General features: G+C 62.6%; 10 protein-coding genes. 8 read left to right on the forward strand and 2 right to left on the reverse strand.

What is annotated here, in order from left to right; translation table 11 throughout:
• Positions 1–24 precede the first annotated feature (24 nt).
• The 4 genes from ATY78_RS12500 (at position 25) to ATY78_RS12515 (ending at position 3,223) form a co-directional block, all read left to right on the forward strand.
• On the forward strand, positions 25–1,068 hold the full coding sequence (locus ATY78_RS12500; protein ID WP_088682629.1) for a substrate-binding domain-containing protein: 1,044 nt from the start codon (positions 25–27) through the stop codon (positions 1,066–1,068).
• Between the two features lie 62 nt (positions 1,069–1,130).
• Positions 1,131–1,382 carry a type II toxin-antitoxin system Phd/YefM family antitoxin gene (locus tag ATY78_RS12505; RefSeq protein ID WP_088682630.1) on the forward strand — a complete coding sequence of 84 codons (252 nt, stop codon included), beginning with the start codon at positions 1,131–1,133 and terminating at the stop codon, positions 1,380–1,382.
• Positions 1,382–1,804 carry a type II toxin-antitoxin system VapC family toxin gene (locus tag ATY78_RS12510; RefSeq protein WP_088682631.1) on the forward strand — a complete coding sequence of 141 codons (423 nt, stop codon included), beginning with the start codon at positions 1,382–1,384 and terminating at the stop codon, positions 1,802–1,804. The genes ATY78_RS12505 and ATY78_RS12510 overlap by 1 nt, the downstream gene beginning before the upstream one ends.
• Before the next feature lie 201 nt (positions 1,805–2,005).
• Positions 2,006–3,223 carry an SfnB family sulfur acquisition oxidoreductase gene (locus ATY78_RS12515; RefSeq protein WP_088682632.1) on the forward strand — a complete coding sequence of 406 codons (1,218 nt, stop codon included), beginning with the start codon at positions 2,006–2,008 and terminating at the stop codon, positions 3,221–3,223.
• 367 nt (positions 3,224–3,590) lie between these two features.
• On the opposite strand, the gene ATY78_RS12520 is transcribed toward ATY78_RS12515, so the two are convergent.
• On the reverse strand, positions 3,591–4,799 hold the full coding sequence (locus ATY78_RS12520) for an acyl-CoA dehydrogenase family protein (RefSeq protein WP_088682633.1): 1,209 nt from the start codon (positions 4,797–4,799) through the stop codon (positions 3,591–3,593).
• 76 nt (positions 4,800–4,875) lie between these two features.
• On the reverse strand, positions 4,876–5,922 hold the full coding sequence (locus ATY78_RS12525; protein ID WP_088682634.1) for a substrate-binding domain-containing protein: 1,047 nt from the start codon (positions 5,920–5,922) through the stop codon (positions 4,876–4,878).
• Positions 5,923–6,153: 231 nt separating this feature from the next.
• On the opposite strand from ATY78_RS12525, the gene ATY78_RS12530 reads away from it, so the two are divergent.
• From ATY78_RS12530 to ATY78_RS12545, 4 genes are all read left to right on the forward strand, one after another.
• On the forward strand, positions 6,154–7,638 hold the full coding sequence (locus tag ATY78_RS12530; RefSeq protein ID WP_088682726.1) for a sugar ABC transporter ATP-binding protein: 1,485 nt from the start codon (positions 6,154–6,156) through the stop codon (positions 7,636–7,638).
• The gene (locus ATY78_RS12535; RefSeq protein WP_088682635.1) at positions 7,635–8,684 is read left to right on the forward strand and encodes an ABC transporter permease; all 1,050 of its coding nucleotides are present in this window, start codon (positions 7,635–7,637) and stop codon (positions 8,682–8,684) included. Before ATY78_RS12530 ends, ATY78_RS12535 begins: the two co-directional genes overlap by 4 nt.
• A gap of 18 nt (positions 8,685–8,702) precedes the next feature.
• Complete coding sequence (locus ATY78_RS12540; RefSeq protein ID WP_088682636.1) at positions 8,703–10,100, forward strand: LLM class flavin-dependent oxidoreductase; 1,398 nt, start codon at positions 8,703–8,705, stop codon at positions 10,098–10,100.
• A 124-nt stretch (positions 10,101–10,224) separates the two neighbouring features.
• Positions 10,225–11,835, forward strand: a complete 1,611-nt coding sequence (locus ATY78_RS12545; RefSeq protein WP_088682637.1) for an ABC transporter substrate-binding protein — start codon at positions 10,225–10,227, stop codon at positions 11,833–11,835.
• Positions 11,836–11,863: the final 28 nt, after the last annotated feature.

Genomic DNA, 11,863 nt, shown 5'->3' on the forward strand with positions numbered 1-11,863 from the left:
CCAACCGGAGGAAAATCGCCAGCCATGAAAGGGATTCGCCTGCTTGCCGAACACCTCGATATCTCGATCGGCACGGTCTCCCGTGCGCTGAACGGCAAGCCTGATGTCAACGAGGAAACCCGCCGGCGCGTGCTGGCGGCGGCGGCGGAGCTCGGCTATGTCGCCAATCAATCGGGGCGAAGCCTCCGGCAAGGCGAGACGAAAGTCATCGGGCTGATGATCGAATCCAGCCAGGAAGCGGTCGAAAATGCCGATAACTTCTTCCTCGGCGTCACCAGCGGCCTGCAGCATGTCTTTGCCCGCCACAAGCTCGACCTTCTCATGCTTCCCTGCCCGGCCGGCGAAGACCCGTGCGAATATCTGAAGCGCATGGTGGCGCGGCGTCTCGTCGATGCGATGATCATCTCCAATACGCAGCGTATGGATCGGCGCATCGATCTTCTCTCGCGGGCAAAGATCCCCTTCGCCGCCGTCGGCCGCAGCCGTTCGGCCGGCAATTACCCCTGGGTCGATCTAGATTTCGAGGGTGTCGCGGAACGCGCTGTCGAAAGGCTGGTCGCGCGCGGCCATCGCCGGATCGCGATCACTGCGCCTTCGAGCGAAGTCAACCTCGGCTACGTCTTTGTCGAGAGCTATCGCCGCACGCTCGAACGGTACGGTATTCCCTTCGACCCGTCGCTCGTCATCCGTGTCAAGTCGAGCGAACAGGGCGGCTATCAGGCGGCACATGAATTGCTGCAGCTTGAAGATCGGCCGACCGCGGTCATCCTGATCTACGAGCTGATGGCGATCGGCCTTTACCGCCGGCTGATGGAAGCGGGCATCCGGATCGGCCGCGACCTTGCAGTGATCGGCTTCCGCGATGCCCCACGCGCACGCTTCCTGCAGCCCTCGCTCAGTTGCTTCCGCATGTCGCTCTACGATCTCGGTATCGCGCTCGGCCAGACGCTTCTCGCCAACATGCCGGCCTATCGCGCGTTCTATCCGGATGGTGGCCACAACATCATCTGGCCACTGGAGCTGGTGCCGGGAGAAAGCGACGCGTTTGAGGTCGGGGCCTCGGTCTGAGCGTATTGTAAAACGGATATGATGTAGTATATTTTCTGCTTAATGTAGTATGGAACTTTTCGATGAAAATGTCGTTCATGACCAGTGCCGCCTTCAACCAGAATCCGAGCAAGGCGAAGAAAGAGGCAAGCGAGCGACCGCTCGTGATCACCGATCACGGCGAGGCAGCCTATGTGCTGGTGAGCTATGCCGAATTCCAGGCGAACTGGAGGGCGTCGAAGACCCTCTTTGCGGCATTACGTGATCCCCAGGCGGATGAACGGGAGTTCGAGCCCGAACGGCTCGGCTTTGGCAACCGGACTGTCGAGTTCTGATGGTTTTCCTGCTTGACACGAATGTCGTCTCCGCCGCGCGCAGGATTGAGCGGCACGCTCAGGAATTCCAGGATTTCATGAAGGCGTTTTCCGTTGCAGAGGCCTATCTCTCGGCGGTCACGATCATGGAAATCCAGTTCGGTATAGCGCGCGAGCGGACAAGAGACCCGGGTTTCGCTGGGGAGCTCCGCCGCTGGATGGATGAGATCGTGCTGCCGGAATTCAACGGCCGCATCCTGCCTTTCGATACGGCGACGGCAAGCCGGGCCGGCTTGCTGCCGACTGCGGACAAGCGCCCCTCCGCCGATGCGATGATCGCCGCCACGGCACTGGAACACGGGCTGAAACTGGTTACGCGCAATGTCGCCCATTTCATCCCGCTTGGCGTCGAATGCATCGATCCCTGGCGTTTTGCCGGCTAGCAAAGTTCACGCCAGCAACTGAGCGCTACCCTAAAGAATGCACGCTGATCTCGTCTGGTGCCTCAGTGCGTTCTCCTAATCGCGCCGGCCGGAGGCCGGTAAGCAAACACTTTTTATTTTCTATCACATCTATAGAATTTGTACTCTTATCTCGGCGTGCGATTTCTTTCACCGATAGCATCCTCAGAATTGGAGGCATCGATGAACAGCGTGTTGAGGCAAACAGACCAGATCCGGCCCGTGGCCGCTCGTATCGACAGCGAGGAGGAGGCGATCGCCACCGCCCGCAGGCTGGCGGCGCAATTTGCCGCGCGCGCCGCCGAGCGTGACGCCGATCGGATCCTGCCTTTCGCCGAACTCGACATCCTCGCGCAGTCTGGACTTCTGGCAATCACCGTGCCCTCGCAATATGGCGGGCTCGATGTCTCGAACGCCGTCCTGGCCGAAATCACCGCGATCCTGTCGGAGGCGGACGGCTCGATCGGCCAGATCCCGCAGAACCATTTCTACATTCTCGAAGCCTTGAGAACCGATGGCAGCGAGGAGCAGCAGCGTTATTTCTTCGGCCGCGTTCTGGCCGGCGACCGTTTCGGCAATGCGCTTTCCGAGCGCGGCACCAAGACGGTCGGTCACTACAATACGCGCATCACCCGCGATGGGCCGGGCTACCGGATCAACGGCCGCAAGTTCTATTCCACAGGCGTCCTCTTCGCCGACTGGATCACTGTCTTTGCACTCGATGCGGAGGACCGGCTGACCATGGCTTTCGTGCCGAAGGGCACCGAAGGCGTCGAAATCGTCGACGACTGGGACGGCTTCGGCCAGCGCACCACCGGCAGCGGCACGACGATCCTCGATAACGTCTATGTCGGCGCCGATTCCGTGGTCTTCCATCACAAGGGCTTCGAACGGCCGACGACGATCGGCTCGGTCGGCCAGATCATCCATGCCGGTATCGATCTTGGCATCGCGCGGGCGGCCTTCGCCGAAACGCTTGAGTTCGTCAGGACCAAATCGCGCCCCTGGATGGACAGCGGCCTCGCCCGCGCCTCCGACGATCCCCTGACGATTGCCAAGGTGGGCCAGATCGCCATCCGGCTGGAAGCCGCGACGGCTCTCGTCGAGCGGGCCGGCCACAAGGTCGATGCCGCGCAAGTCGAGACGACGGAGGAAAAGGTGGTCGAAGCGACACTTGCCGTCGCCGCCGCCAAGGTGCTGACAACAGAGGTGGCGCTGGAGGCGTCCAACACGCTCTTCGAGCTTGCCGGAACCTCGTCCGTGCAGATCGGCCTCAATCTCGACCGTCATTGGCGCAATGCCCGCACCCATACGCTGCATGACCCCGTGCGCTGGAAATACCACGTTGTCGGCAACTACCATCTGAACGGCGTGACGCCGCCGAAGAACGGAGCGCTCTGAAATTTCAGCCTGTTCAAACGGAAACCCCACCGCCGACGGTGGGGCTGCTGACAAACCACTGCAAAGCCCCCGACGTCATCCTCGGCCTTGTGCCTGTATGGACCGGAGACATACCTGACAGATGCCTCCCGCCAAACCATGCCAACCTCCCGAGAAATCCTCAGGCAACTGTCAGGCATGTCTCCGGTCCATACAGTGCCGAGGATCTGCGCCGGCCCAATTAAGTGACTGAAACTAACGTTTTCTGCCCGACAATTGCCGTGGTTAGATGCTCGGCACAAGGCCGAGCATGACGGAGGAGAGGTTGTCGGCAAACTGGCCTATTGCGGGCGGTGGAGTTTTGTTTTCGATGCCGGGTGCAAGCGCTTCAGCTATAAAGACTGACTTCCGGTATCCGATCGTTCAGCACGAATTCGCCGACTTCCTTGGCTTTGTAAAAGACCGGATCGTGCAGTGTGTGGGTGCGGACATTGCGCCAGAAGCGGTCGAAGCGGTATTTGTCGGCCGTCGAGCGGGCGCCCGTCAGTTCGAAGACGCGTGAGGTGATGTCGAGCGAGACATGGGTGGCGTGGACCTTGGCGGCATAGGCTTCCGCTGCCGCTTCGCCGCGTTCGCGTGCAGTCACCTTCGTGCCGCGGGCAATGCCCGCCTGCACGGCAGCCGCCGCGCTGTCGGCAAGGGCTGCGGAAGCTTTCAGCGCCGCAGTGAATTCGCCGACGCGTTCGAGGATATAGGGATCGTCGGCTGCCCGCTCGACGCCTGAGGTGATCCACGGCCGGGTGGTCGTGCGGACGTAGTCGACGGCCGCCTGCAGTGCGCCTTCGGCGGTGCCGAGGTAGAAGTTGACGAAGACCAGCTGGATGAACGGCGTGTTGAAGGTCGAAAGCACCGGTGCCGTCGCATCGGGCGCGGCGGGCGCGCCGACAAAATCTTCCTCATAGACGGGGAAGTCGTGGAATTCGACGCTGCCGCTGTCCGACAGGCGCTGACCTATATTGTCCCAGTCGTCATTGGCGACATAGCCTGGGCGATTGGTCGGCACGGCGAAACCGACGATCTTGTCGTCGAGCGCCGCATTGGCGTTGATGTAGTCGGAAACCCGCGCAGCCGTGGAGAAGGACTTGCGCCCGTTCAGCACATAGCCGTTGCCGCGGCGGGTGAGCACCAGCCCGGGATCGCGCGGATTGACGGCGGCACCCCAATACAGGTTCCTGGCGACGGTTTCGGTGCCGAGCGCATGGGCGCGAGCGGCGTCGAGCGCCCAATAGATATACTGGCTGTTGACATAGTGGTAGCCGAGCAACTGGCCGATCGAGCTCTCGCCGCGGGCGAGAATGCGCACCAGTTTCAGCCCGTCGACCCAGTCGAGGCCGCCGCCGCCGATCTCGGCGGGATGCAGCGCGTTGAGCAGGCCGGCATTTTTCAGCTTGACGATCTCGGCGAGCGGCGGGCGGCCTTCGCGGTCGAGGTCTGCGGCGCGCTGGGAAAGTTCGGCCGAGATTTCCTCGGCACGGGCGAAAAGGTCTTCCCGCGTCGGGTTGCGGCTGGTCGCGAAGACGACATTGGATTGGCTCATGGCGGAACTCCAATTCTTTAAAAGATGATCCGGCGGGAGCCTTACGCTTCCGCCGGAAGGATCGAACTGAAAAATCTCAGAACAGCTTGTCCGGGATCCAGCTAGCGGTCGCCGCATCGCTGGTGCTGAAGGCCGGGATCTTTGCCGCCAGATCCTCGATCGTCTTGACGCCGGCCGCGCGCAGGCTCTCCTGCGTGAGAAGCGTCGGCTTGACGGTGATCTGGCGGGGAACCGTCTGGCCGGCGATTTCGAGCGCCGCCGCGCGGATGGAGACGGCGCCGACGACGGCAGGATTGGTCGCGACGGTTGCGACCCAAGGGCTGCCCTCCTCGGTGATTTCCTGGATATCGGCCGTCGAGACATCTGCCGAATAGATCTTGAGCTTGCTCGATATGCCGAGGTCGTTGGCGGCAAGTTTTACGCCGCGGGCGAATTCGTCATAGGGCGCGAAGACGACTGAAATATCGGGGTTGGCGGTGAGCGCGGCCTTTGCCTGGTCGGCGGTCGAGGTCGCCGTCGTGTCGCTGACATTGCCGAAGCGGGCCTTTTCGACGACGCCTTTATTGTCCGACTTGAACTTGTCCCAGACTTCGTTGCGGCGGTCGAGCGGCGCAAAGCCTGCGACATAGACATAGCCGGCTTTGAAGTCCCTGCCGTTATCCTTCACCGCCTGCTCGAGCGCCAGAGAGGCGAGCTCGTGGTCGCTCTGCTCCACCTGCGGGATCTTGGGATTGTTGAGGTTGACGTCGAAGGCCACGACCTTGATGCCCTTGTCGAGCGCCTGCTGCACGACGTCGCCGAGCGATTCCGGCAGGCCGTGGTCGATGACGATGCCGGAGACGCCGAGATTGATCGCCTGAAGGATCTGTTCGCGCTGCTCGGCGGCGTCCTGCCGGCCGGGGAAGACGCGCAGATCGATATCCAGCGCCTTGGCCTGGGCTTCGGCGCCGGCCTGATAGGCCTGGAAGAAATCGCCGGCCGAGATGTAGCTGATCAGCGCCACCTTGACGCCGCCCTTGTCGAAGGGGGTCGGAGCACCGGAGAGACCGTCTGCATGTGCGCCTTGAATGAAAATAAACGGAATGACGGCGGCGGAGAGTGCAAGCCGTGCGAGGGATTTCATCGTCGCGTTCCTTCTGACAATCGGAGGCGTCGTCTGACAGGTTCAGCCCTCGCGACGCGTTGATTTATTAGATATAATATCTATGCTTTTAGTAGATTAAATGATCCGATTTTGCGGGCTTCGGGAGATTCTTTGTTTCCCTCGCGCAGCTCACCAGGGAAATGCGTGCCTGGAATTCGACCGTCCGAACGAGGCACACTTCCGATACAAATGCAGTCCCGGACCTTGCCGATGCCGCTTCTCCACGTTGACGATATGACCCGCAGCTTCGGGTCGACGCAGGCGCTTGCCGGCGCCCAGCTTTCGATCGAGCGCGGCGAGATCGTGGCGCTGATGGGCGCGAACGGCGCGGGCAAATCGACGCTGGTGAAGATCCTATCCGGCGTTCTGCCGGCCGATGGCGGCACGATCCATTTCGATGGCCGTCCATTTGCGCCGCGCAGCCCGGCCGAAGCGGCAAAGGCTGGTGTCGTCACCGTGCACCAATCGACGGATCTCGTCGGCGCGGCGGGACTGACCGTTGCCGACGCCTTGCTTCTCAATCGCTTCGCCGATCGCAGCACGCCTTTCTTCGTGTCGCGGGCCGGCATCCGCCGCGCGGCACAGGCAATGCTCGATGCCGCCGGCTTCAGCCTGCCGCTCGACCGCGATTTCGGCGAACTCGCCAGTGCCGACCGCCAACTTGTGGCGATCGCACGGGCGCTCGCCAACCGCGCCGATCTTCTTATCCTCGACGAGCCGACGGCGAGCCTTTCCGGCGAGGAAAGCCGACGCCTCTTCGATATTCTGCTGAGGCTTCGCAAACGGGGCCTGGCGATCCTCTACATCTCGCATCGCACCGCCGATCTGGAAGCGATCGCCGATCGTGCGCTGGTCATGCGCAGTGGCCGCGTCGTCGGCACTTTCTCGCGACCGATCGATTTTTCGAGCGCTATCGAGACGATGATCGGCCGCAAACTGGATGCGGCGCGGCCGGATGCGCGGCCCGCGACCGGGCCGGCAATTTTCGAGATGCACGATATCAGTTTGATGCCTGGAAGCACGCCCTTCGACCTGTCGCTGCATGAGGGCGAGGTCGTGGCGGTGACGGGCGTGCTCGGCGCCGGCAAGAGCCGGTTGCTCCAGGCAATCTTCGGCGTAACGGCGCTTAGCCGTGGTGCGATGTTTCTGGACGGACGGCCCTACCGGCCGAAAAACCCGGCCGAGGCGATTGCATCAGGTGTCGCGATGGCGGCCGAAGACCGGCACCGCTCCTCGCTGATGCCGCCGGCATGGCCCGGCCATTCGCTCTCGGCGACGATCAGCCTGCCGCATCTCGCCAAATGGTATCCGCATGGTTTCCTTCTCGGCGGCCGCGAGCGGCGCGAGGCCGAGCAGGCGATCACCCGTCTCGGCATCAAGGCCGCAGGCCCGCTCGCCTCGATCTGGTCGCTCTCCGGCGGCAACCAGCAGAAGGCGGTGATCGCCCGCTGGGAAGCCGAGCCGAGCCGGCTTCTGCTGCTCGACGAACCCTTCCAGGGCGTCGATGTCGGCGCCCGCCGCGACATCATCCGGGCCATCCGCAGCCGCACCGACCGGGCGACGCTGATCGCGACCTCCGATCCGGAGGAGGCCTATGAAGTGGCCGACCGCATCCTCGTCATTGATCGCCATGTGTTGAGACCCGCAATCGGCGGGACCGCCCTTCATCCCGAAATCCATGGAATATCCGCATGACGACGATCGACGAAGAAACCTTGTCGCAGGCAAGCGCCCTGCCGCGTGCCGACCGCAACCGCCTTGCCGCTCTCGGCGCGTTCCTGCGGGCGGGCGCGGTCTTCATCCTGCTTGCGGCTCTCGTCGTCGGTTTCACGATCGCCGAGCCCGCCTTCATCAATATCGCCAATCTGATGAGCATCCTGCAGGCAGTGTCCGTCGTCGCCATTCTCGGCGCCGGCGTCACCGTCACGCTTGCTGTCGGCGGCTTCGACCTGTCGATCGGCGCGGTCGCCGCCTCAAGCGTCATGGCGGCAAGCTACGCGATGATCGTCTGGGGCTTCGACGCCTATGCGGCGGTGCCATTGGTGCTCGCCTTCGGCGCCCTCGTCGGTCTCGTCAACGCCTTTCTCATCGTGCGCTTGAGGGTGCCCGATCTTTTGGCGACGCTGGCGATGATGTTCCTGCTGTCCGGCCTGCAATTGATCCCGACAGCGGGCCGGTCGATTTCAGCAGGTCTCACCCTGCCGGACGGCTCGAAGGCGACCGGGGCCTATGACCCGGCCTTCCTGCTGATCGGCCGCTACAGCATCTTCGGCACCCTGCCCGTTTCCGTGCTGCTGATGGCGGCGGTCGCCATCGCGCTCTTCGTGCTCACCGAACGCACCCGCATCGGCCGGCTGCTGTTTGCGACCGGCGGCAACGAGGTCGCCACCCGGCTTGCCGGGGCCTCGACCGTCCGGCTGAAGACGCTCGCCTATGTCATATCGGGCACGCTGGCATCGCTCGGCGGCATCGTCATCGCCGCCCGGGTGGGGCGCGGCGATATCTCGTCGGGTGGCTCGCTGCTGATGGATTCGGTCGCCGCTGCCTTGATCGGTTTTGCCGTTCTCAACCTGCGCCGTCCGAACGTGCTCGGCACCATTGCCGGCGCCGTCTTCGTCGGTGTGCTCCTGAACGGCCTCACCATGCTGAACGCTCCCTACTACACCCAGGATTTCGTCAAGGGCGCCGTGCTCGTCGGAGCCCTGGCGCTGACCTACGGCCTCGGCCGTACCAATCCTTAAATTCCAAGGAACAAAGACATGACCCGTCAAATCAGGCTGAACGCCTTCGACATGAATTGCGTCGGACACCAGTCGCCGGGGCTCTGGCGCCATCCGCGCGACAAATCCTGGACCTACAAGGATCTCGACTACTGGGTGCATCTGGCAAAGACGCTGGAGCGCGGCAAGTTCGATGGGCTGTTCATCGCAGATGTGCTCGGCGTCTATGACGTGCTGAACGGCAATGTCGATGCGGCGCTACGCCATTCCGCTCAGGTGCCGGTCAACGATCCGCTGCAGCTCATCCCGACCATGGCTTACGAGACCGAGCATCTCGGCTTCGGCCTGACCGCCTCGCTCTCTTTCGAGCATCCCTACACCTTCGCCCGGCGCATCTCGACGCTCGACCATCTGACCAAGGGCCGCGTCGGCTGGAACATCGTGACCTCCTATCTCAACAGCGGCGCGCTCAATATCGGCCAGCCGGCACAGACGAAGCATGACGATCGGTACGATCTCGCCGAGGAATATCTCGAAGTCTGCTATAAGCTCTGGGAGGGCAGTTGGGAGGACGGGGCCGTCGTTCGCGACCGGGAAAGCGGTATCTTCACCCATCCCGAGAAGGTCCATCCGATCAACCATTCCGGCAAGCATTTCAACGTGCCCGGCATTCATTTGAGCGAGCCCTCGCCGCAGCGTACGCCGGTGCTCTACCAGGCCGGCGCTTCCAGCCGAGGCAAGGATTTCGCGGGCGCCCATGCCGAATGCATCTTCGTCGCCTCGCCGTCGAAGGCCGTGCTGAAACGCTATGTCGCCAATGTCCGCGAGGCGGCCGAGCGCGCCGGCCGCAACCCGCGCGAAATCCTCGCCTTCAACCTGCAGACAGTCATTCTCGGCGAGACGGATGCGGAGGCGCAGCGCAAGTTCAACGAATACCGCAAGTACGCCTCTTTCGAGGGCGCGCTGACGCTGATCTCCGGCTGGACCGGCATCGATTTCGGCCAGTTCGGACCTGATGAGGTGCTGCGGCACCGTCATACCAATGCCGTGCAATCGGCCGTGGAGACTTTCACGACGATCGATCCGACCAAGGAGTGGACGGTGCGCGAAATGGCCGACTGGGTCGGTGTCGGCGGCTTTGGTCCTGTCTTCGTCGGCTCGCCGCAGACGGTCGCCGACCTGATGCAGGAATGGATCGAGGATACCGATGTCGATGGCTTCAATCTCGCCTATGCCGTGACGCCCGAGAGTTTCGAGGATGCCGTCGATCTGCTGGTGCCGGAATTACAGAAGCGCGGCGTCTACAAGACCGAATATGCCAAGGGAACGTTGCGCGAAAAGCTTGGGGGCGCGGGACCCAGGCTTGCCGCGCCGCATCCGGGTGCGGCTTATCGCAACCTCTTCAGCGAGCCCGCACGCTTGGCCGCCAGCGCTTGAATGAAATAATGGCTGGGTGACAAAAAATGTCTCGCCCGGCCTGATCATTCGAATTTAATCTCTATCACAATTGGTATTTCGCCCCGAATATGGGTGCGCGGAATTTGATCGATCCGGAGGGCGCATGACCATTCCAGAAATCTCGCGGCGCACGCTGATGAAGGGCACCGCCCTCCTCCTCGCCTCGACGGCGCTCGCCCGGCAAGCCTTTGCGCAGGATGCACCAAAGGGTGGCCGGCTGGTCGTCGCGGCCGATTCCGAGCCGAAGAACCTCAACCCCGCCATCGTCGCCTCGAACGGCGTCTTCTTCATCGCCAGCAAGGTGATCGAGCCGCTCGCAGAAGCGTCCTTCGACGGCAAGGACGGGCTTGCGCCTCGCCTCGCCACCTCCTGGGAGGGCTCGCCCGACGGCCTCTCCGTCACCTTCAAGCTGCGCGACGGTGTGACCTGGCACGACGGCAAGCCGTTCACCTCGGTCGATGTCGCCTTCTCCGCGCTCAATATCTGGAAGCCGCTGCAGAATCTCGGCCGCCTGGTCTTCGCCAATCTCGAAGCCGTCGATACGCCCGACGATTACACCGCGATCTTCCGTTTCTCCAAGCCGACGCCGTTCCAGCTCATCCGTAATGCGCTGTCTGTTGTAACAAGCGTCGTCGCCAAGCATATCTTTGAAGGTAGCGATATCGCCACCAATCCTGCGAACAACAAGCTCGTCGGCACCGGGCCCTTCACCTTCGCCGAATACAAGCCCGGTGAATATTACCGGCTGGCGCGCAACGAGAACTACTGGGACAAGGACCAGCCGAAACTCGACGAGATCGTCTACCGTGTGCTGCCCGACCGCGAGGCGGCGGGTGCGGCGCTCGAAGCCGACGAAATCCAGCTTGCCGCCTTCTCGGCGGTGCCGCTTGCCGATCTTGGCCGCATCTCCAAGGTCGACGGCATCAAGGTGATTTCCAAGGGCTACGAGGCCTTGACTTACCAGCTCGTCGTCGAGATCAATCACCGCCGCAAGGAACTGGCCGATCTTAGGGTCCGCCAGGCGATCGCGCAGGCGATCGACAAGAAATTCGTGGTCGATACGATTTTCCTCGGTTACGCCGCTGCCTCCACCGGGCCGGTGCCGAAGAATGCGCCGGAGTTCTATACGCCGGATGTCGCGACCTATGATTTCAACCCCGTGGCCGCCAACGATATTCTCGACAAGGCAGGATATAAACAGGGGCCGGACGGCAACCGCTTCAAGCTGAAGCTTCGCCCCGCGCCCTATTTCAACGAGACCCGGCAGTTCGGTGATTATCTGCGCCAGGCGCTCGCGGTGATCGGCATCGATGCCGAGATCGTCAATGCCGATGCGGCCGCGCATCAGAAGGCTGTTTATACCGATCACGATTTTGATCTCGCCGTCGGCCCGCCGGTCTTCCGCGGCGATCCGGCGATCTCTACCACCATTCTCGTCCGATCCGGCACGCCTGATGGCGTGCCCTTCTCCAACCAGGGCGGCTACGTCAATCCGGAGCTCGACAAGATCATCGCGCAGGCTTCCGAGACGGTCGATACGGCGGCGCGCACCGATCTCTACCGCAAGTTCCAGCAGCTCGTCGTTGCCGATCTGCCGCTGATCAACGTCGCGGAATGGGGGTTCATCACCGTCGCGCGCGACACCGTGCTCAACGTCTCGAACAATCCGCGCTGGGCCGTTTCGAACTGGGGCGATACCGCGCTGCAATCGTGATAGGATTGGCGGCAACTCTCTTCCAGAG

The organism is Rhizobium sp. R635 (assembly GCF_002211285.1).
In the GTDB taxonomy this organism is placed as follows: domain Bacteria; phylum Pseudomonadota; class Alphaproteobacteria; order Rhizobiales; family Rhizobiaceae; genus Rhizobium.

Excerpts from the sequence above, each read along its gene's own strand:
- ATY78_RS12500 (WP_088682629.1), top strand. The coding sequence starts at position 25 with ATGAAAGGGATTCGCCTGCTTGCCGAACACCTCGATATCTCGATCGGC.
- ATY78_RS12505 (WP_088682630.1), top strand. The coding sequence starts at position 1,131 with ATGAAAATGTCGTTCATGACCAGTGCCGCCTTCAACCAGAATCCGAGC.
- ATY78_RS12510 (WP_088682631.1), top strand. The coding sequence starts at position 1,382 with ATGGTTTTCCTGCTTGACACGAATGTCGTCTCCGCCGCGCGCAGGATT.
- ATY78_RS12515 (WP_088682632.1), top strand. The coding sequence starts at position 2,006 with ATGAACAGCGTGTTGAGGCAAACAGACCAGATCCGGCCCGTGGCCGCT.
- ATY78_RS12520 (WP_088682633.1), bottom strand. The coding sequence starts at position 4,799 with ATGAGCCAATCCAATGTCGTCTTCGCGACCAGCCGCAACCCGACGCGG.
- ATY78_RS12525 (WP_088682634.1), bottom strand. The coding sequence starts at position 5,922 with ATGAAATCCCTCGCACGGCTTGCACTCTCCGCCGCCGTCATTCCGTTT.
- ATY78_RS12530 (WP_088682726.1), top strand. The coding sequence starts at position 6,154 with ATGCCGCTTCTCCACGTTGACGATATGACCCGCAGCTTCGGGTCGACG.
- ATY78_RS12535 (WP_088682635.1), top strand. The coding sequence starts at position 7,635 with ATGACGACGATCGACGAAGAAACCTTGTCGCAGGCAAGCGCCCTGCCG.
- ATY78_RS12540 (WP_088682636.1), top strand. The coding sequence starts at position 8,703 with ATGACCCGTCAAATCAGGCTGAACGCCTTCGACATGAATTGCGTCGGA.
- ATY78_RS12545 (WP_088682637.1), top strand. The coding sequence starts at position 10,225 with ATGACCATTCCAGAAATCTCGCGGCGCACGCTGATGAAGGGCACCGCC.